Source organism: uncultured Neglectibacter sp. (genome assembly GCA_937958185.1).
In the GTDB taxonomy this organism is placed as follows: Bacteria; Bacillota; Clostridia; order Oscillospirales; family Acutalibacteraceae; genus Acutalibacter.
Genome location: CALFFN010000016.1, coordinates 16,503 through 36,552, shown reverse-complemented (window position 1 = coordinate 36,552; position 20,050 = coordinate 16,503). Strand labels below are relative to the sequence as shown.

Below are 20,050 nucleotides of genomic sequence, written 5' to 3'. Positions count from 1 at the left end.
GGGAGAAAAAGCAGATAAATTTTCACAGCAAAAAGGCTCCCCGACCGGGAGCCTTTTGTATTTTCTTTTTCGGCTTACTCCTGCTCCTGTCCCTGCAAAATGCTTTCCGGGTCGATACAAACGCCGTCCCGGCGGACTTCCAGATGGAGGTGGGGCTCCTCCGCCGCTTCAAAGGGAACGGCGGTGATGGTGCCGATCGCCTGCCCCTTGGTCACGGTGTCCCCTTCCTTGACAAGGAAGTTTTCGCCCAGCCCGCAGTAGTAAAATTCATAGTCGCCATGCTCAATCTCCACCACGTTGCCCAGCATACGGTCGGTATAGGTGCGCTTCACCTGCCCGTTGCCGCAGGCGAGGACCTCTTCACCGCTCTCCCCCTTCACGTCCGTGCCCGTGTGGATACGCCAGTCCTTCATGGTTTGGGAATACACCGGCGCTCCGGCGCTGTACGCCTGAGGGACCTCCTGAGACGCCAGGGGATAGATAAGCTCCCCGCTGATCTCATACATGGGGGCGTTCACGGGAACCTGGGGCTCGCTGGAAGGCTCTTCCGGGGCACTGCTGGCAGGTTCGCTGACCGCGCTGCTTTCCGGCTTACTGGTCTCCGCCTTGTCCGTCACAGAGCCTACCGTCTGCCGGGCAGGGACGGGAGAAGAAGCGGCGCGCGGGGCTTCGGGGTCGTCCTTTCCCTTTTGTTCTCCGGCGGCAGGGGTTTTCTTCGGCTGCTGCGCCTGGCTGGAGGTGGTTTTATTTTCTGCCTGCACATAATTGTGAACGGCGTCGTAGGTGCTCCACGCCGCAATGCCCACCGCCACCAGGCAGATGGCTAAGGCAAGGTAAAATCCGTTCTTCCGGGCTTTGCTTTCTGAATAACGCTTTGGGTTCATGTGTTCCATTCCTTTCGGAGAAAAATACAGTTTTTTGTTCGCAACTGTATTTTGAGCCGAAATCCCGGAAAATATGCAGGCGGCAGAAAAGCCATTCGCACAAAAAGGAAAAACCGGCGAAATCGCCGGTTTTTCCTTTTTGCTTGAGGGGTATTATTGAGGAGGGTAGAACACGTATCTCAAAGAAAAGGTGCGGTCCATTTCTTTTCGAGTACACCTATATTATACCCAAAAAATTTGGGGAGTTGTTACCGTGCTGTGAATAAAGCTTAAAGAAATTCCACACGTTTTATGAACGATTCAAAAACAAAGAGGGGTTTCAAACCCGCTTGCCCAAAATTTCCAAAAATAAATTCAAACAAGTGTTTGCTTTTTTGACGATACTATGATAAGATGGATAATAACAGGCAGGAACTTCATGCCGGATCGGGAAACCCGGCTGAAAGCGCCGCTGTCCTTTGGTTTGGGATTGGAACGCGGGACAGGTCGTGTTTCGGAAAGCATCTGCGATATTGTAAGGGAGGAAATGTTATGGCCGGTCTGACAAAGAGCCAACAGAAGGTGTATGATTTTCTGGTAAAAGAAGCGCCCCGGGGCGTCCCGCCCACTGTGAGGGAAATTTGCGCCGCCACCGGGCTTCGTTCCACCTCCACTGTCCACGCCCATCTGAAAACGCTGGAAAAGCTGGGCTATATCTCCCGGGACGCCGGGCTGAACCGCTCCATTCGCATTGAGGGCAGCACCGCCGCCGTCCAGGTTCCCGTTCTGGGAAAGGTCACTGCCGGGCAGCCAATTTTGGCGGTGGAGGACATCGAGGGCTATCTGCCCTTTCCCCAGAAGGAAGGCAAAGAGCTGTTCGCCCTCCACGTCAGCGGGCTGAGTATGCGTGACGCCGGCATTCTGGACGGCGACTACGTGGTGGCCGAACAGACCCCTGCCGCGGAGAACGGTGAGATCGTCGTGGCAATGATCGACGACGAAGCCACGGTAAAGCGCTTTTTCCGGGAAAAGGACTGCGTCCGTCTCCAGCCTGAAAACCCGGACTTTGAGCCTATTTATACCGACCACGTATTTATTTTGGGCAAGGTCATCGCCGTAATGCGCTACTTATAATTTCAGAAACAGGGAAAAAGGATGGGGGGTGAGCAAAATGCTCACCCCCTGTTTTCCTTTCGGTGTTTTCCGTCAAGAATCGGGAATTTGGCTTTTAGGAACTCCCGATAATAGGGAAACGCTTCCGTTTTTTCATACTCCCGCCGGATCCCCTGCTCGATCCACTGAAGCTTTTCGGGGCTGTTTTCCGCATAAGGACGCAGCACCAGCTTTCCTGCCTGTTCCGCCTGCCTGAGGGCGGTCAGCGCGTCGGGCACGAATTCACAGCCGGTCACTTTCACCGCCTCTTCCGAAATGAAGGCATGGGGAATTTCAGACAGGGGCTGGGCCTTTTCTGTTTCCACGGTATAGAGGTACCCGGCTTCTCCGCCGTAGGTTTCTTCCGTGGCGCCCGGCCAATACTCCTCCAGGCAGAGCAGCCCTTCCTCCGTAAAGCCATAGGAGCCCCATTTATAATAGGAGGTCTGTGGCGGCAGACCGGTTTCCCGGCAGAATTTTTCCACCGCGTTGCTCAGATAAACCAAGGTGTTTTCCCGGCAGTCCGAAAAATACACCAGAGGTCTTCCGTGGCTTGAGACCCGGGGTTCCAGCACCCGTATCCCCGGTGTTTGCGAAGCGTGGAACAGCTTCATAGGCTTTCGATCACGCCTGCCAGAAGCCTTTGCGCCTTGTAGGCGGATTCTTTGGCAAAGGTGGGGAAATCGGCAGGGGCGTCGTCGTTGCCGTTATCGGAGATCGTGCGCAGCACGGCGCAGGGAATTTGATTCAGATAGCAGGTGTGGGCGGTGGAAGCGCCTTCCATCTCGCAGGCAAGGGCGGAGAAATTTTCATTCAGGCTGCGCCCAAAAGCGGGGTCCGCCACGAATTTGTCCCCGGTGGCGATCACGCCCCGATGGGCATGACCGTACAGGCTTTCCGCCGCTGCCGCCAGCTTGCCGGAAATTTCTTCGTCACAGGGAAAATGAACGATCTCCTCCCCGGTGGGCAGGTCCATCTGCCCCACGGGGCAGCCGGAAAGCCCGGAGCCGTCAAAATCGTATTCCACGCAGGAGGTGGCGATCACCACATCGCCGATCTTAACGTCCCTGCCGATCCCCCCTGCTACGCCGATATTCAAAATCATTCTGGGGTGGTAAAAGTCTGCCATCACCTGGGCGCACAGGGCGGAATTTACCTTGCCGGAGGCGCACTGGGCTGCCACAAAGGGCACGCCGGAAAGCAGACCCTCGTAAAATTTCATGGAGGTATGCTCCTGTACGGTCACATCGACCGCCGCTTCCAAAACGGCTTCTATTTCCACTTCCATAGCGCCTACGATCCCCACGGGCTGCTTTGTCATGCCGATCCCTTCTTTCCTTAATTTTTGAAAAAACAAATTTTAACCTGCTCTTCGCAGAAAACCCAATATTTTTCTCACTTTTTGATCTTTTCGGAAATAAACGCGGTAAACTCCTCGAAGCTTCCCATGGAGAAGCCGTACTCATCTACCAGATAGGCGTTGTCGTACCCATAGTACAGGTACAGATAGTGCCCGTGCCGTTTGACGGAGGTGATCTGAAAATAGGGGAACACACTGGCGGACTGAATGCCGGTCACCCGAAAGCCGTCCTCAAAGAACATATACCGGGCGGTGGAGGAGGTCCCGCGCCCAAATACCTTTTGCTGGACCTTTTCAATAGCCCGGGGCATACTGACCGCGCGGTAAAGATAATACACCGTGATACCAAAGCCCACTGCCTTCAGCCACCAGGTAGTATCAAACAGGAACACGGACAGCAGCACCATGGCGCACAGCGCCGCCCCCAGCAGCAGGGAAACCAGGTTCTTTCCATAGGCATGGTAGCGGCTGAAATCCCGCACCGCTTCCCGGGTGCAGTCGGTCTCATTGACAAATTTCAGCGCCCCGTAGCTGTTTTCGTCAGTGTGGGTCTTACGGTACCGGCTGAGCAGCTCCGCCATTTGCGCCTTCTGCTTCTTATCCCGACGCTTCCGAAGGGGCAGATAGATAACAGGCGCTAAAACGACAACTGCCATCACTCCCAAAATGGTCAGCATCAACCCAAGGTTTACCGGATCCGGCTCAGGCTTGGGCAGAAGCTTTGTGATCTCCACCGTGTCGGCGAGCTTCTCCACCAGGGCGCTCTGCTCCGCTGTCAAAGGCGTTTCGCTGTCCACCAGAAAGGTCAGGGTGTGCCCGTTGAAAATGGTGCCGTATTGCAGCTCGTGGATCTCCCCCACGGTGGTCGCCCCGTCAAATTGAATGCGGTAGAAGGGCTGCCCGTTGATGTCCACAAATTCCTTTTCCAGCGTCACATCGTCATTCTGGGTCTGAATGCCGTCCAAAAAGGACTGCCGCTGCTCCTCGGTCAGCTCCTTCAGATCGTACATGTTTTGAGCGCTGCTATTTTCATTGGACAGCATGCGGACGTTTTCCTTCCGCCCCTCTGTGTAGAAATCCGCCAGCACGCCCATTTCCTGATATTCCTCCAGAATGGCTGCCGGATCGCCGATCCCTGCCGTGACCCAGGCAGGGTCGTCCGCAGGGACACTGAGGGAAAAGGTATAAACGATCTCCTCCGGCAGCGTCACGGTGAAATCGTCCCCTGTCCAGACTTCCCCGGAGGGCTCGGCAAACGCCGATAAAGAGCATACTGCGCAGAGCAAAACTGCCAGCAGCACTGATACAAGCTTTCTTTGACTCAATTTTTCATCAACCTTTACTTTGAAATAATCGCGGTACTTTTCTATGTAAGTCCCATTATACCATAAGCGCCAAAGGCGCGTTAATATAATGTGCCAATCGGTCGTCTGAGCAAAGCGAAGAACTGACCGAGGCAAATAAAAATCTATAATATCCACGCCCTTTGCGGATATTATACCACACCTGCACCTGCGGTGGGCAATCGTGGAGCTTCTTCGTGCAAAGAGAAGACCCAGCGACCCGACCACAGCAATTCTTATGCCCTTACGCCCTTTCCAGCATTCAGAATCCAGAATCTAGTGTCTATTATAACATATGGCAGATAAAATTCAACCGAGCTTTTGACGGCGTTTTTCCGATTCCCTGCTTGACGTAAGAAATAGATTAGCGTAAAATTACAGATAGAACAAGCGGCGGCTCCTGACGCTGCTGGGAAAGGAATGTCAACTATGATTACTGCGGTCATCACCGGCGCTTCCAGCGGGCTGGGAAAAGAGTATATCAACGCCATTATCGCCCAATATCCCACGGTAGACGTGTTCTGGCTGGTCGCCCGGCGAAAGGAGCTTCTAAAGGAAATCGCCGAGGAACACCCGGACAAGACCATTGCCGCCATTTCGCTGGATTTGGAAAAGCCGGAAAGCCTGGGCATTTTTGAGCAGCTTCTCAAGGAAAACAACCCGGAGATCAAGGTGCTGGTCAACAACGCCGGGTACGGCAAGGGCGTGGACTTTTTTTCGTCCAACTGTGCTTTGCAGACCGGCATGGTAGACCTGAACTGCCGCGCGCTGACAGGCCTCATGCGCATTTGCCTGCCCTATATGCTGGACGACAGCCTGGTCCTGAATATCTCCTCCATCGCCGCCTTTGCCCCCACCCCCAGAATGTCCGTGTATTGCGCTACAAAGTCCTACGTGCTGGCGCTTTCCAAGGCGCTGCACAGCGAGCTTGCGCCCCGGGGCATCAAGGTGACGGCTGTGTGTCCCGGTCCTATGGACACGGATTTTTGGAACGTGGCAAATGTGACAGAGGGCAAGTCCCGGCTGATCGACAAGCTGCCCAGGGTATCCCCCCAGGCGGTGGCGGTAGGCTCCCTCCGTGCCGCCAAGCGCGGCAAGACAGTATACGTCAAGGGCTTTTTCTACAAGCTGTACCATTTCCTTGGAAAAATCCTGCCCCACGGCTTCCTGATGCAATTCACGGAGATATAATAAAAGACGGAGGGACTTTTTTTGGAAAATCATTTGTTTCTTTCAGATGGGGAAGTCTCTCTGCGCCCGCTGGCGGCAGAGGACGCGCCCCTGCTGCTGAAATGGCTCACCGACCCGGAAAACCTGGAATGGTGGGAGGGCAAAAGCGCCGTATTCACCCCAGAGCGCATTCAGGAGGATTTCTATACGGAGGAGCCCCTTTTACGGCGCTGCATCATTCTGTACCGGGAAAAACCCATCGGCTATCTCCACGTGGGCCGGCTGGACGGGGAGCTGCGTGAGGAATACGAATATCCCCACCCGGAGCTTACCTCCTTTGGGATAGACCAGTTTATCGGCGAGCCGGAATATCGAAACCGGGGGATCGGGCGAACCTTTCTCCGGCTGCTGCTCCGTCATCTGGTGGAAAATGAGGGCGCGCAGTCCGTCATTTTAGACCCCCACGCGGACAACCCCCGGGCGATCCGCTGCTATGAAGCCTGCGGCTTTCGGAAGATCAAATTTCTTCCTGCCCATGAGCTGCACGACGGGGAAATGGTAGACTGCTGGCTCATGGAATATGTGCCGGAGGACAATCGGTAAAAAATTCTTCTTGACAAAAAACTTCTCCTGTGATAAAACGGGAGATACAAAATGGAATGTGTTTGAAAAGCTGGGAAGAGGAGGAGTACGTGTTTTCCGAAAGCGCAGAGAGGAGACGGTCGGTGCAAGTCTTCGTGAAGGGAACACGGAAGTAGCCTCAGAGCTGCGGTCCCAAAGGGGAGAACACCCTGAGTAGGCGCCGCCGGAGCATTTTTCCGCCGTTACAGGGAAAACCGTATCGGGCTTTGTGTCCTGTACGGAGCAAGCGCAGGAGCATGGTCTCCTGAATTTAGGTGGTACCGCGGAACAAGTCCGCCCTAAGCAGTGAAAGCTGCTTAGGGCGTTTTTTGTTCCCAAAAACAGGAAAGGGGTTCATTTATGGAAAAGCATTACGATTTTCACACGCAGGAGCCTGCTGTCCAGAAATTCTGGGCGCAGGAGCAGATCTATCGGTTCGACCCGCAGGCGGCGGGCAAGCTCTACTCCATTGACACGCCGCCGCCCACGGTCAGCGGCAGCCTGCACATCGGGCACCTGTTTTCCTACACGCAGGCGGAGATAATTTCCCGCTTTCACCGAATGCAGGGGGAAAACGTGTACTATCCTTTCGGCTTCGACGACAACGGGCTGCCCACAGAGCGGCTGGTGGAGCGGGAACAGGGCGTCCGTGCCCGGGACCTGCCCCGGCAGGAATTTATCAAGCTCTGCCGGGAAACCTCCCAAAAATATGAAGAAGATTTCCGGCAGCTCTTTGTCTCCATGGGCTTTTCGGTGGACTGGTCCCTGCAATATGAGACCGCCTCGCCGGAGGTGCAAAGGCTGTCGCAAGCCCTGTTTTTAGAGCTGGCAAAAGCGGGAAAAGCCGTCTGCCGGGAAGCCCCCGTGCTTTGGTGCACGGAATGCCGCACCTCCATCGCCCAGGCGGAGCTGGACACAAAGGAAACGGAATCCGTTTTCTACACCCTGCCCTTTTCCTGCGGCGGCGATCTCCTGCCTGTGGCAACCACCCGCCCGGAGCTGCTGTTTGGCTGTGTCTGCCTTTTTATCCACCCGGAAAATGAGAAATATCAAAAATATCTGGGCAAAGCGGCAAAGGTGCCCCTGTACGGCTTTGAGATACCCATTCTGCCCGACGAAAAGGCTGACCCGGACAAGGGCACGGGCATCGTCATGTGCGCCACCTTTGGCGACAGCACCGACGCCGAGTGGGTGGAGCAGCACGGGCTTCCCATTCGCCGGGTGCTGCTGCCGGAGGGCGTCTTTGCGGAAACCGTCCCCCACCTTGCCGGGCTGACGGTAAAACAGGGAAGAAAGGAGATCGTCCGGCTTTTGGAGGAGTCCGGGCTGCTGCTGGGGCAGAAGGGCATTTCCCACACGGTGGGCATTCACGAGCGCTGCGGCACTGAGGTGGAGATTCTCCCCTCCCGGCAGTGGTATATCCGCGTCCTGCCGGAACGGGAGCGGCTGCTGCGGGCGGCGGAGGAAATTCACTGGAACCCGCCGCAGATGAAGGAACGGTATCTGGACTGGGTGGAAAACCTGAAATGGGACTGGTGCATTTCCCGCCAGCGGTACTACGGCGTGCCCTTCCCGGTGTGGTACTGCAAGACCTGCGGCAAGCCGGTGTTTGCCGACCCGGAGACCCTACCCATCGACCCCCTGGCGTCGCCTTATCACGGCGTTTGTGATTGCGGCTGCACGGAATTTGTGCCGGAAACCGCCGTGCTGGACACCTGGGCGACTTCCTCTGTCACGCCCCTGCTCCACAAAAGCCGGGGGCTGAGGGAGTACCCCATGTCCATGCGCACCCACGCCCACGAGATCATTCGGACCTGGACGTTCTATTCCATTGCCCGCAGCCTGTTCCACACCGGGAAGCTGCCCTGGAAGGATTTGATGATCACCGGCTTCGTGCTGGCAAAGAAAGGGGAAAAGATCAGCAAGTCCAAGGGAAACGGCGCCGACCCCTCCGCCCTGATTGGGGAACATTCCGCCGACGTCCTCCGGCTCTGGACGGCAAACGCCCGGCTGGGGACGGACTCCTTCTTCTCCCCGGCGGAGCTGCAGCCGGAAAAGCGCTTCCTCATCAAGCTGTGGAACGCCGCACGGTTCGCCTCCACCCTGCTGGCGGATTTCTCCCCTGCCGCACCGTTTGACGAAAGCCGGCTGCTCCCGGCGGACGCCTGGCTTCTTGCCCGGAAAGCGGAAACCTTCCGCAGCGCCGCCGCCTGTTTTTCCGAATATGAGGCGGGGCAGGCGCGGCGGGAGATCGACCGCTTTTTCTGGAACGACCTCTGCGACACCTATATCGAGCTGGCAAAGGACAGGCTCTATTCCCCGGAAAAATACGGTGAGGAAAGCCGAAAAGCCGCCCAATATGCCCTGTACTCCGCCCTGTTTGCCGTGCTGCAGCTCTACGCGCCCTTTGCGCCCCACATCACGGAAACCATTTATCAGGAGCTGTTCCGCCCTCACCGTCAGGAAATTTCCCTGCACCTGACCCGCTGGCAGCAGCCCGCCCCGCCGGACGGAACCCTGCTCCGTTTTGGCGAGCAGCTGAAAGAAAGCCTCTCCGCCATGCGGAAAGAGAAGACGGAGCGGGGGCTTTCCCTCCGGGCGGAGATAGATGTTTTCCAAATTCGCGCCGACAAAGACCTGTTCCCGCTGTTCCTCGGGAATGAGGGCGACCTGCTTTCCTGCGCCCGGGCAGAAAGGCTGGAGCTGTTGGAACGGCAGTGAACCGCTGAGAGCTTGCGGACTGCTGAGAAACCACAGCTTTTTGATTTCTCGCAAGGCAGCGTGCGGCTTGCTTTTGATTTGCTCTGTATGTGGTGACTTTTTCTTTTGACAAACTGAAAGCTCCCGGTTCTACTTTGCAATAGAACCGGGAGCCTGGTTTTGCATTGTTTCCAGCGTCAGTTAGAAATTGCCGCCGGTCAGATCCTCCACGATCAAAGTGCGGGGAGAATTGTCGTCCGCCTTGGGCGCGGCGGCAGGAGCAGCGGGAGCGGTTTCCCCGGTATGGTCGCCGTCTCTCCACCGCAGGAACTTTTCCGCCACCTGGGGGAACAGGGCAAGGCTCAGAACGTCCTCTTCGCTGTGTCCCAGTCCCTTTTCCCTGGACTCTGCACGGAGCTTTTCCATTTCCGGCTCCAGCAGGTCGGCAGGACGGCAGGTGATGACCTCGGCGTCGCCGATGGCCTTTTTCCGCACTTCCTCATTGACCTTGCCGGGCAGCTGACCGTACTCGCCCCGGAGCAGACCTTTCGACTCCTTGGTAATCATCTTATAGCGCTCGCCGGACAGGACGTTCAGCACTGCCTGAGAGCCTACGATCTGGCTGGTGGGGGTCACTAGGGGCGGGTAGCCGAAGTCTTCCCGCACTCTCGGCACCTCTGCCAGCACGTCGTAATATTTGTCCTCGGCATTTGCCTGCTTCAGCTGAGAGATCAGGTTAGAAAGCATTCCGCCGGGCACCTGGTACAGCAGGGTGTTGGTATCCACCTTCAGCACCTTGGGGTTCACGTCCAGCTTTTCCGCTACCGTGCGGAAATGGGCGGCAGCCTCGGACAGCTTTGTCAGGTCCAGACCGCTGTCGCGGCTGGTGCCCTGCAGCGTTGCCACCATGGATTCCGTGGCGGGCTGGGAGGTACCGTTTGCCAGGGGGCTTAAAGCGCAGTCCACAATGTCCACGCCTGCCTGGGCAGCCATCAGGTTGGTCATATCGCCGGTGCCCGTGGTGTTATGGGTGTGCAGATGAATGGGCACGCCCACGTTTTCTTTCAGCTTTTTCACCAGGGAATAGGCGTCATAGGGCAGCAGCAGGTTCGCCATGTCCTTGATACAAATGGTATCCGCGCCCATCTTTTCCAGCTGCATTGCCAGCTTCACGAAGTAATCCTCGTCGTGGACGGGGCTCTGGGTATAGCTGATGGCGACCTCCGCCATGCCGCCGTATTCCTTGACATACTTCACTGCCGCCTCCACGTTCCGGGGGTCGTTCAGCGCGTCAAAAATACGGACGATATCAATACCGTTTTCGATAGACTTCTTGCAGAAGGCTTCCACCACGTCGTCGGCGTAGTGGCGGTACCCCAACAGGTTCTGTCCGCGGAGCAGCATTTGCAGCTTCGTGTTGGGCAGCCCTTTCTTCAGGGTACGCAGGCGCTCCCACGGGTCTTCGTTCAGGAAACGCATACACACGTCAAAGGTAGCGCCGCCCCAGCATTCCAGGGACCAGTAGCCAATGCTGTCCAGCAGGGGCAGCGCGGGCACCATGTCCTCCAGCTTCATGCGGGTAGCCGCCTGAGACTGGTGAGCGTCACGCAAAATGGTATCTGTTATCTTTAAGGGATTCTTAGCCATAATTGCACCTCACCTTTCTTAACCGAACAGGGCAAGCAGCACGCCTGCCGCCACTGCGGAACCGATCACGCCTGCCACATTGGGACCCATGGCGTGCATCAGCAGGAAGTTGCTGGGGTCTTCCTTCTGCCCCACCACCTGGGAAACGCGGGCAGCCATGGGAACCGCGGAAACGCCGGCGGAACCGATCAGCGGGTTTACCTTCTCCTTTGAGAACACGTTCATCAGCTTGGCAAGCAGCACGCCGCCGGCAGTGCCGAAGCCAAAGGCGACAACGCCCATTGCCAGGATCTCCAATGTCTGGAGGTTCAGGAAGTTCGCCGCGGTAGCGGTAGCGCCTACGGAAATGCCCAGGAAGATGGTGACAATGTTCATCAGCTCGTTCTGAACGGTCTTGTTCAGGCGCTCCACAACGCCGCACTCACGCATCAGGTTGCCCAGCATCAGGCAGCCAACCAGAGGAGCGGCGGAGGGCAGCACGAAGGAAACAAAAATCGTGACTACGATGGGGAACAGGATCTTCTCCGTCTTGGAAACGGGACGGAGCTGCTTCATCTTGATCTTCCGCTCTGCGGGCGTGGTGAGAGCCTTCATAATGGGGGGCTGGATCACCGGCACCAGCGCCATGTAGGAATACGCCGCCACGGCAATGGGTCCAAGCAGATGGGGGGCGAGATTCGCCGTGGTGAAGATGGCGGTAGGACCGTCCGCACCGCCGATAATGCCGATAGAGCCTGCCTCAGCGCCGGTAAAGCCCAGCAGCTGAGCGCCGATAAAGGTGATAAAGATGCCCAGCTGAGCGGCAGCGCCCAGCAGCAGGGTCTTGGGGTTCGCGATCAGGGGGGCAAAGTCCGTACCCGCGCCCACGCCGATGAAGATCAGGCAGGGGTAGATACCCAGCTTTACGCCCAGATAGAGATAGTCCAGCAGCCCGCCGTGTCCTGTGCCCAGCTCAGCCCAGTTGATGACGCCGTTTGCAAAATACTCGGCATGGTACATGCCCGCGCCGGGCAGGTTCGTCAGCAGCATGCCGAAAGCGATGGGCAGCAGCAGCAGCGGCTCAAACTTCTTGACAATAGCAAGGTACAGCAAAACGCAGGAAATGGCGATCATCACCAGAGAAAGGGGGTCCTGAGCGATGAATGCAAATCCTGTGCTTTGCAGAAAGCTCAAAATTGCGTCCATGAATGTCACTCCTTTATATTTTTATCGAAAAAATTTCTCAGGCGATGGTGCAAAGGAGTGTGCCGCTCTCCACAGAAGCGCCCTTGGAGGTGGAAACGGAGGTGACGGTGCCGTCCTTGGGAGCCATGATCTCATTTTCCATCTTCATGGCTTCCAGGATCATCAGCACGTCGCCGGCTTTCACTGCCTGACCGGCTGCGACCTTCACGTCCAGAATGGTTCCGGGCATGGGGGAAGTGATCTGCTCCCCAACTCCCGCGCTAGCGGGAGTTTGCCCGGCAGGAGCGGGTGCGGCAGCGGGGGCAGGGGCTGCCACAGGGGCAGGAGCCGCTGCGGGAGCGGGGGCTGCGCCGCCCTTGACTTCTTCTACGGTAACTTCATAAGCAGTGCCATTTACATTGACATTGTACTTTCTCATACTGGAAATCCTCTCTTTCATTTTGTCTCTCAGTAGTTTTTGCCGCAGAGCCGTTACAGCCTGCGAATGGAATGGATCTTGAGGTGGTCCACATCTGTGCCCATGTCCTCCGCGATGGCGGTGGCAACCGCTGCCACCAGCTTTTGCTTGTCGATCTGCGGGGCAGCGCTGACCGGGGCGGCAGGAGCCGCAGCAGGAGTGCTCTTCCTCTCGGCGACTTTCGTCATGATCAGACCCATAAGCTTGATGATAAGGATCAAGAAGACCAATACCACAAAAACGGTAATCAGCCCCATCGCAACCACTTGCAGCGTACTGGGTTCATTCATTGCTCTCACCCTCCCTTCCCTGTTGAAATTATGGAAAAAAAGCCTGGTACAAATACAGGAGCTTACTGGGGAAGCTGGTAAAAAACACCATTCTTCCCTATTTTATCAGAATACATTCATCATAGCACAAGCTGGGAAAATTTACAATGGTCCGCGGGAAGTTTTGAAAAATTTTTTATGTTCCCTTTTTGGACAGCAAGCCCCCTCCCGCAGTATGCGGGAGGGGGCTTCTCAAATCAGTTATTCTTTTCGATGATTCTTTTTTACTTCAGAAATTCCACAAACCTTGTTAAAATGGCTGCCACTTCGCTCCGGGTGGCTGTGCCCTGCGGCGCGATATAGTTTATACCGCCGCTGCTTCTGCCTGTCAGCAAGCCCTCGGCTACCGCCCATGCCACGGCTTCCCGGGCGAACCCGGACACCTCGCCGGAATCCGGGAAGCTTTCCAGACCGGCGCTTCCCTTCGTATCCGCGCAGATGGTCTGGGCGTAACGGTACAGCATGGTCACTATCTGTTCCCGGGTAACGGAATGCTCCGGGGCATATTTTCCCCCTCCCGTGCCGGAAACGATTTCGACTTTCGCAGCCCAGTCAATGGCGTTTTCGTACCACGTGCCGTCCTTTACATCGGTAAACGTGCCCTCTCCCTTGCCGTAGCTTGTTTTGCCGCTGAGGTTCCAGAGCGTCTGCGCCAGCATGCCCCTCGTCATGGAGCCGTTGGGGCTGAACGTGATGTCAGATGTGCCCTGGAACAGCCCGTATGCCGTGGCGTTATCCACAGCGGACTTGAACCAGTCCCCCTCCTTTACGTCAACAAAGCTCTTTCCCGTGCCGGGGTCGGCGGGCAATTCAATCCTGGCGAAGGTTTCGCCGGAAGCCGTTTTCACCTCTATCTCCCTGTCGCCGTTTGCCTGGGTGGTAATGGTGGCAACGCTGCCAGTCTCCGTAGTGATCGTTTCCACCACCGGCTCCGGGTCGGAGGGAATGGAAGGGGCGGGGGCTTTTGGCGTAACGGAAATTTTATCGCTTTCCCCGCTTCCGCCATTGATATTGTAAGCGACCACGCTCGCCTGGTACCCCGTACCGTTTTTCAGCCCGGAAACGGTATAGGTACTGTCTGTAGTAAAGTAAGTTTTCAAAGCGCTTCCAGCGGTATCATAAAGCCTGATCTCATACAGCCCGACCGGCTTCTCAGATTCCGCAGCGGCAGTGACAGAAATCTGTCCGTTTCCCGCGTTCGCCGTGATTTCCGGCTTGCCGGGAACCGCGCTGGAAACGATCTCTTCTCCGGCTTCGGTAACGGTAACGGGCTCGCTGGCAGCGGTAGTGCCCGTATAATTGCCGGAGTCTGCGGTTGCGGTAACAGTGATCGCCTTATCCTTGTATTCTTCCTTCAGGAAAAGATAGATACGGTTCCCATCTACCTTTGTTCCGTCCACATACCAGCTGTAAGTGAAATCATCGGTAGAATCCACACCGCTGATGGAAGCCAGCAGCGCATAATCCACTTCAGCCGTTCCTGTTATAGCAGCCTTTCCCGTGGAAATATCCTTTGGCTGAATGGTAAAGTTCTGGTTCACCGTACCGGTATAGTTCCCCTTGCCGGTGATGACGGCGGTGGCTGTTCCGGCGTTTACATTGTCCTGATAGGTCACATCATAATCCGTGCCCTTTTTCAGCGCCGCTGTATCCGTCACCACAGGCTCCGGCGTATGGGGAGCGCTGTTATAGGCTTCATCGGGGATCGCCGCCACCATGGCGGCAGTCAGCGCCTTCGGCGCGATGGTGAACTCCGCAGAGCCGCTGCCCACATGGGTGCTGCTCACCAGGGTAGCGGTTACCGTATACGTTCCCGCATCGGTGGGTTTTTCGGTAGAATTATACTTTTTCCCTGCTGCCGTGGTTCCCGTATAGCGGTAGGTATACGTTCCAGAAAGGTCGGTACCGTTATCAATGGCGCTCTGGGCAGCGGCGGGGTCAGACAGAGCCGTGCCATAAGTCGTGCCGCTCTGGGTCACAGAAACATTGACCGGGAATTTGTCGGTGATCTGTACCTGCACGGTGATGGCGCTGTCGTCAATGGTGAGCCACTCCGGCACATTGGTGATTTTTACATTGGTCTTGCTGTTTATGGGCTTAGACTTCAGAGCGCTCAGCGGCACGCTCCACTCAGGCGTGATGGTCTGCGCCGCCACGCCGTTATCACAGTTGATGGTAACAGATGTGGGCAGCTTGAAGTCTGCGTAGCTCGCGGCGTTCTGCGCCGCGCTCCTGGCTATCAGCACCGGCGTGGCAAGGGGCGCTGCCACCGTACCGTTGACCGGGGTAACGGTCAGGGTAGCGGTTGCCGACGGGGCATAGGCGTTGAAATTGGTAGTGGCGGGAATGGCAGCCTGGAACGTATAGGTCCCGCCCCTGGCGTTGTATTTCTCCGCCGGACCCGTCCAGGTGACGGGAAGCGTTGCGGTTTTACCCTCGCCGGACCAGTCTTCGTTATAAGTGACCGTGGTCTGGCTGGGAAGATTCATTGCGCGAATCAAGCCTGCCGCCGTGTTGTTGGGGTCGCTTGCTTTTATGGTCTTGGTTTGATCGGTAAGATCGGCGGAAGCAATATCCGCTTTTTCCACCACGATGTTATAGCTGGCGGAAGCTTCGGCGTACTTCCCGGCTACCGCAGCGGCAGTGGCTGTGATCACAGCTGTTCCCGCGCTGCCGCCCGCAGTTACCTTGCCGGTGTTGGCGTCTACCACAGCCACGGCGGGGTTGCTGCTTTTATAGGTGATGGCGCCGCCGTCCTTAGCGGTATTGTACGCCGGGTTGATTCCGTTCCGCCAGTGCTGATTGTCTATTGCCCCGAAATCGCTTCCGTAAGGCACTTCCCGGGGATTTGGGTCTTCAAAGGCGGGAACCTGCTGTGCGGCGCCGACCCTTCGCACGGAAAGGCTCCAGAGATCATAAAGGGAGAAAGGATGAATCAAATAGGTCTTCCCGGCTTCCAGAGTCAACGTGATGGAAAAGCCCATATAGCCACGGCTTGGAGTGGGGATCGTCCACCAGGGTATCGGCGAATTTTCCTCGTAAACAGCCATATATTGACACCCATTTGCGTCAGTGTGATTACGGCTGAGGGTAAAGGTGTAGTTCCCGGCGGAAGGAGCGGTAAAGGAAGCCCACCTCTCAGCTGCACCATCGTTTCCTGACGTAGCCGTGACAGGAGACGATGTGGTCAGCTTTTTGATTTCCGCGGGGGCAATGGTTCCCTCCAGAACCCCACTGGGAAGCGGCTCATTCCACATCGAATAAGAGCTTGCCATACAAACAAAATAATTGGGCTGCCCCGCAGCGAAAAATTCTCTCCCGTAAACGGAATCTCTTCTGTCCCGAGCAAATAAAGAGGAATAATCTATCCAAATATCATCGCTATCGTTCCCTATGGTGTACCAGCCGCTTTTCGCCGGCGTATAGGAAAGCAGGGCATATTTCCCGTCAAAACTGGTCTGAATCTCGCCGGAAGAGGGCACAACAACCGGAACTATTTTGGACACGGAAACAGTCTGGTATCCCAGTTCTTCACTGGTAAGGCTCGTTGTAACCGTGTAGGTGCTGCCCGCCGTCAGCTTCGCCAGAGTCGTACAGGCGTCGGCGGGAGATATGGGTTCTCCAGCCTGAATCACGAACTCCTCCACTCTGGCTTCTCCGGGGCCGGAAACCGTCAGATCATAACCATACCCGTATGGTTCGTTCGTGACGGTATAAAATTCATACCAGCCGCTTTCCGTGGGAGTAAATGTGTTCACTTCCTGGGCGGGAAGGGTCGCGACCCTGGTCCCCTCCATGGCGCCTGCCGCCATAGGCAGACAGCCCACGAGCAAACACAGTGCCAAAATCAGGCTTAAAATCTTCTTCATGTTCTTCTCTCCTTTTTTGATTTACGACAGCCATTTTGGGAAACCCTAAGGTTGTCACAGGAAACAACTTTATTATATGACGCCCTGTAGTTGTTGTCAATAACATCTTTAAGGTTTTTTATTTTACGCCTGAAAGTTGTTACTATAAATAAAAAAGGAGTTTCACATATGCTCGAAAACCTGAAACTGCTTCGGCGGGAAATGGGTCTCAGCCAGCAGCAGCTTGCCGAACGGGTGGGCGTAAGCCAGCAGTCCATCAACAAATATGAAAACCATAATATCGAGCCGGACATTTCCACGCTGATAAAGATAGCAGACTGCTTTTCCACCTCTGTGGATTATCTGGTGGGGCATACTGATATCCGTCATGTGATAGAGCCTGTGCAGCAATATGATCTGAACCGGGACGAAGCTGTCCTGATGGCAGACTACCGCAGGCTTTCCCGCAAACAGCAGGAAGCTTTGCGGGCTATGGTTCAGGCTTTTCTGCCCTAGTTCGGGCAACCTGTAAAAGACGGGCGCTTCCCATGTGGGAAGCGCCCGTCTTTTACAGGTTTACCAGCTTTGCCGCCCGCTCTCTGGCGGCTTCATAGTCTATGTTTTCCAGCAGGTAAGGCTTTGTGGGGCGCTCCGCCTGAGGGTCAAGAGGAGTCAGAGCATACCGCCACAGCGTCACGGCGCCCTGGGGCTCCTGCTCCGTTTCCCCGGGGAGAAAGCCCATGGCGCGGAAAAATTCAGCTCCTGCCTTATTCTCCTGCGCCACCCTGGCGGTCACCTGCCGGCGGTTCCCCAGCTCCATCATGTCCCGCATCAGCGCCCAAAGCGCTTTTCCCACGCCTTTGCGCTGGAACTCCGGCTTGACGTAAAGCTGAAATTCCACGGAAAACAGGTTCTTCGGGTCGTGCCTGTCCTCGGTCAGGTGGCAGAAGCCCGCGGGGGTGGAATCGATCTCGCACAGGAGCCAGCCCAGCCCATAGGTGTAGGTGTCGATCCGGGCAATGTAGCTTTGCAGCTCCGGGGGCTGCCTCTCCGGCGCGCAGGGCGTGCCGGTATAGGGGGAATAAATTTTCAGCATTGCCGGTCCGTCCCACTCATTGATCCTGCGCACCGCTACCTTTGCCATGAGAAAGCTCCCTTTTCAGTGAATTTTTTGCCCGTCCGGCAGCCGGACAGGGCGAAACGGAACCATAGGTCGCGCTACTCTGCCACGGTAAAGAGCTCCCGCTGCTTTTCCCCGCCGCCAAAGGCGTTGTTATACTGCAAAATGGCGTACTCGTTGAGCCAAAGGGCATATTCCTGGGGCGGGGTCTCCGCCAGCCTGCCGTTGCCGTTCCGATACAGGTTCAGTTCCTTATCCATCGTGCCCAGGGCGCTGATAACAGGTATTTCCTGCCGCATATTTTCCAGGAATTTCGTGTACTGGGTGCCCTGCAGACCGGCAGCCCGCAGCAGCAGCCCGGAAAGATAGTTCAGGCTGGTCTCGCCGACATATCCGCTTTCGATGGGATAATTTGCCCAGATCACAAAAGGCACCTTATGCTCCTGCATCAGGTCTTCAAACACCAGCTCCTCCGTGTCCACGCCCAGCAGGTTTTTGGCAAATTCCTCTTCCAGATTGGGCCAGTGGTCGCCAAACAGCAGAATAATCACCGGGTCCTCCTGCTGCTCAAAATAGCGGAAGAACTTTTCCGTAGCCGTATCCGTCTTTTTCAGCATGGTAAGATACTGCTCCGCCTGGGGGTACTTGGGCTCGGCGTTGGGGTCCTGCACCTCGTCCCCCACCTTTTCAATATGAACGGTGCTGGGATAATCTTCCTTCTCATAGCCGCCATGGTTCTGGATACTGATGGTGAACAGGAACTGCTTCTCGTCCGGCTGGCGGTTCTTATACTGCCGAATGATCTCGTTATAGTGGGATTCGTCGCTGATCAAGCCGTGCTCCCGATTGGTGTAGGTATACTCATCAGCAGAAATGAACGTATCAAAGCCCAGCTGGGGGTATGCCGTGTCCCGGTGCCACGCGGTGGCATAGCCGGGGTGCAGCGCCGTGCAGGTATAGCCCTGGCTTTTCAGGATAGAGGGCAGGGCGGTCTGCTCGTGATCCACATACTGCTGGTAGGGTTTGCTGCCGGTGGGAAGAAAGCTCAGGGAATTTCCCGTTAAAAATTCGTACTCGCTGTTGCAGGTGTCGCCCCCGTACACAGAGGAATACGCCGTGCCCCATATCACGTTGTCCGCCCCCTGCAGGCTGTGCAGGAAGGGCTGGCAGTCCTCATTGAGCTGCAGCGCCCCTTCGTTTCCCACATTCTGCAAATCGGTGAGGGACTCGCTCATCACCACGATGACGGTAGGGTCCTTTTCCGGCTTTCCCAGCGGAGCCGGGTCTTCCCATTCTTCCACCTTTTCCCCGATGCTCTTTACCCGGGAAACGGAATAATTTTCCGGCTTATCCACCATGACGAACTGGATGTTGGCAAAAAAGCCGGTGAGCACGCCGGTCTGCTCGGAGCTGACCTTCTGGTTCCACGCCCACACGGAAATGCCCATATCCGTCAGAAGGTCGCAGGGGAATATCTGGATCGCCAGCACCGCGAACAGCACGAACGCAATGCCCCGCTCCAGCAGCTGGGCTTTCCAGCCGCCCCACTTCTTCTGATGGGATTCCAGCCGGTAGCACAGCAGCGTCAGGAACACCAGCAGCATGACCCCCAGTGCCATCAGCCGATTGATCTCATAATGGTACCCGCCGGAAACCTCAAACGCCGTGGTGACCGCCTGAATGTCCCAGGGCAGAATGGGCTTCCCGCGGAACTGAATGACAAAATAGTTGATAATGCCGAAAGCCAGGCAGGCGCCGCCGCCGATCAGGGTGGTCAGCCATGCCCGGCGGCACAGAGCATACACCAGTGCAAACACCAGCAGGTAGCACAGATAATTGGCAACCAGCCGCCGGTTGGAAAAATAGAGCACCTTCGTGTCGTTGATGAGATCGACTATGTAGAAAATGACCCATGGCGTGGCAAGGGGCAGCACCCAGCCGAAAACGCGGCGAACCGCTTCCGGCAGCCGGATTTCCAACAGGCACAGCAGGATTGCCGCCAGGGAAACGCCTATGTAACACCCAAATGCCACATGATGGAACACGGTTTCCCCCGTGCCGGTATTCTCCCAGACGGTGGGGGCGGCAAACGCCAGCAAAACGCAGGCAACCAGCAGCACGATCCCGGCAAGCCGCCAGTTTTTTCTCCAGTTTGAAAATGTGATCCCCACCGGGCAGCGACGTCCTTTTTCCGTTTCCGGCTGTGAATTTTCCGTTTCTTTTTCTTCTTTTTCCAGGTTGTTCATAGCTCTTCA

The 20,050-nt window shown here is 56.3% G+C and carries 17 protein-coding genes and 1 other annotated feature; of the genes, 6 read left to right on the top strand and 11 right to left on the bottom strand.

Translation table 11 applies throughout. The features are described 5' to 3' along the window. Window positions 1-74: 74 nt before the first annotated feature. Window positions 75-884 carry a peptidoglycan DD-metalloendopeptidase family protein gene (locus AB8996_RS04585; protein ID WP_369297794.1) on the bottom strand — a complete coding sequence of 270 codons (810 nt, stop codon included), beginning with the start codon at window positions 882-884 and terminating at the stop codon, window positions 75-77. Between the two features lie 418 nt (window positions 885-1,302). On the opposite strand from AB8996_RS04585, the gene AB8996_RS04580 reads away from it, so the two are divergent. Both AB8996_RS04580 and lexA read left to right on the top strand, forming a co-directional pair. Then, window positions 1,303-1,428 (top strand): hypothetical protein, encoded by a 126-nt coding sequence (locus AB8996_RS04580; RefSeq protein WP_369297793.1) that lies wholly within the window; start codon window positions 1,303-1,305, stop codon window positions 1,426-1,428. Then, window positions 1,416-1,997: a transcriptional repressor LexA gene (gene lexA / locus AB8996_RS04575; RefSeq protein ID WP_369297792.1), complete on the top strand. Its 582-nt coding sequence runs from the start codon at window positions 1,416-1,418 to the stop codon at window positions 1,995-1,997. The genes AB8996_RS04580 and lexA overlap by 13 nt, the downstream gene beginning before the upstream one ends. A gap of 41 nt (window positions 1,998-2,038) precedes the next feature. Here the strand turns inward: lexA and AB8996_RS04570 are convergent, their stop codons facing one another. From AB8996_RS04570 to AB8996_RS04560, 3 genes are all read right to left on the bottom strand, one after another. After that, window positions 2,039-2,629: a hypothetical protein gene (locus tag AB8996_RS04570; protein ID WP_369297791.1), complete on the bottom strand. Its 591-nt coding sequence runs from the start codon at window positions 2,627-2,629 to the stop codon at window positions 2,039-2,041. Then, complete coding sequence (locus AB8996_RS04565; RefSeq protein WP_369297790.1) at window positions 2,626-3,336, bottom strand: 5'-methylthioadenosine/adenosylhomocysteine nucleosidase; 711 nt, start codon at window positions 3,334-3,336, stop codon at window positions 2,626-2,628. The genes AB8996_RS04570 and AB8996_RS04565 overlap by 4 nt, the downstream gene beginning before the upstream one ends. Window positions 3,337-3,410: 74 nt before the next feature. Next, window positions 3,411-4,676: a hypothetical protein gene (locus AB8996_RS04560; RefSeq protein ID WP_369297789.1), complete on the bottom strand. Its 1,266-nt coding sequence runs from the start codon at window positions 4,674-4,676 to the stop codon at window positions 3,411-3,413. A 462-nt stretch (window positions 4,677-5,138) separates the two neighbouring features. On the opposite strand from AB8996_RS04560, the gene AB8996_RS04555 reads away from it, so the two are divergent. The 3 genes from AB8996_RS04555 (at window position 5,139) to AB8996_RS04545 (ending at window position 9,230) form a co-directional block, all read left to right on the top strand. Next, the gene (locus AB8996_RS04555) at window positions 5,139-5,909 is read left to right on the top strand and encodes an SDR family NAD(P)-dependent oxidoreductase (protein ID WP_369297788.1); all 771 of its coding nucleotides are present in this window, start codon (window positions 5,139-5,141) and stop codon (window positions 5,907-5,909) included. Between the two features lie 21 nt (window positions 5,910-5,930). Next, the gene (locus AB8996_RS04550; RefSeq protein ID WP_369297787.1) at window positions 5,931-6,491 is read left to right on the top strand and encodes a GNAT family N-acetyltransferase; all 561 of its coding nucleotides are present in this window, start codon (window positions 5,931-5,933) and stop codon (window positions 6,489-6,491) included. A gap of 63 nt (window positions 6,492-6,554) precedes the next feature. Continuing rightward, window positions 6,555-6,814 (top strand) — a binding site (T-box leader). Window positions 6,815-6,869: 55 nt separating this feature from the next. Continuing rightward, window positions 6,870-9,230, top strand: coding sequence for a valine--tRNA ligase (locus tag AB8996_RS04545; protein ID WP_369297786.1), 2,361 nt, complete (start codon window positions 6,870-6,872; stop codon window positions 9,228-9,230). Between the two features lie 180 nt (window positions 9,231-9,410). Here the strand turns inward: AB8996_RS04545 and AB8996_RS04540 are convergent, their stop codons facing one another. The 5 genes from AB8996_RS04540 to AB8996_RS04520 form a co-directional block, all read right to left on the bottom strand. Then, a complete protein-coding gene (locus AB8996_RS04540) occupies window positions 9,411-10,856 on the bottom strand; it encodes a pyruvate carboxylase subunit B (protein WP_369297785.1) in 1,446 nt (481 codons plus the stop codon). 18 nt (window positions 10,857-10,874) lie between these two features. Then, on the bottom strand, window positions 10,875-12,041 hold the full coding sequence (locus AB8996_RS04535; protein ID WP_369297784.1) for a sodium ion-translocating decarboxylase subunit beta: 1,167 nt from the start codon (window positions 12,039-12,041) through the stop codon (window positions 10,875-10,877). 37 nt (window positions 12,042-12,078) lie between these two features. Continuing rightward, window positions 12,079-12,459 carry a biotin/lipoyl-containing protein gene (locus AB8996_RS04530; protein ID WP_369297783.1) on the bottom strand — a complete coding sequence of 127 codons (381 nt, stop codon included), beginning with the start codon at window positions 12,457-12,459 and terminating at the stop codon, window positions 12,079-12,081. Window positions 12,460-12,512: 53 nt separating this feature from the next. Continuing rightward, entirely contained in the window at window positions 12,513-12,788 is a 276-nt protein-coding gene (locus AB8996_RS04525) for an OadG family protein (RefSeq protein ID WP_369297782.1), read from the bottom strand. 263 nt (window positions 12,789-13,051) lie between these two features. Then, the gene (locus AB8996_RS04520; RefSeq protein ID WP_369297781.1) at window positions 13,052-16,696 is read right to left on the bottom strand and encodes an S-layer homology domain-containing protein; all 3,645 of its coding nucleotides are present in this window, start codon (window positions 16,694-16,696) and stop codon (window positions 13,052-13,054) included. Between the two features lie 168 nt (window positions 16,697-16,864). On the opposite strand from AB8996_RS04520, the gene AB8996_RS04515 reads away from it, so the two are divergent. After that, on the top strand, window positions 16,865-17,191 hold the full coding sequence (locus AB8996_RS04515; protein ID WP_369297780.1) for a helix-turn-helix domain-containing protein: 327 nt from the start codon (window positions 16,865-16,867) through the stop codon (window positions 17,189-17,191). A 52-nt stretch (window positions 17,192-17,243) separates the two neighbouring features. Here AB8996_RS04515 and AB8996_RS04510 read toward each other — a convergent pair whose 3' ends face one another. Continuing rightward, window positions 17,244-17,819, bottom strand: coding sequence for an N-acetyltransferase family protein (locus AB8996_RS04510; RefSeq protein ID WP_369297779.1), 576 nt, complete (start codon window positions 17,817-17,819; stop codon window positions 17,244-17,246). Window positions 17,820-17,893: 74 nt separating this feature from the next. After that, window positions 17,894-20,041 (bottom strand): sulfatase-like hydrolase/transferase, encoded by a 2,148-nt coding sequence (locus AB8996_RS04505; protein WP_369297778.1) that lies wholly within the window; start codon window positions 20,039-20,041, stop codon window positions 17,894-17,896. Window positions 20,042-20,050: the final 9 nt, after the last annotated feature.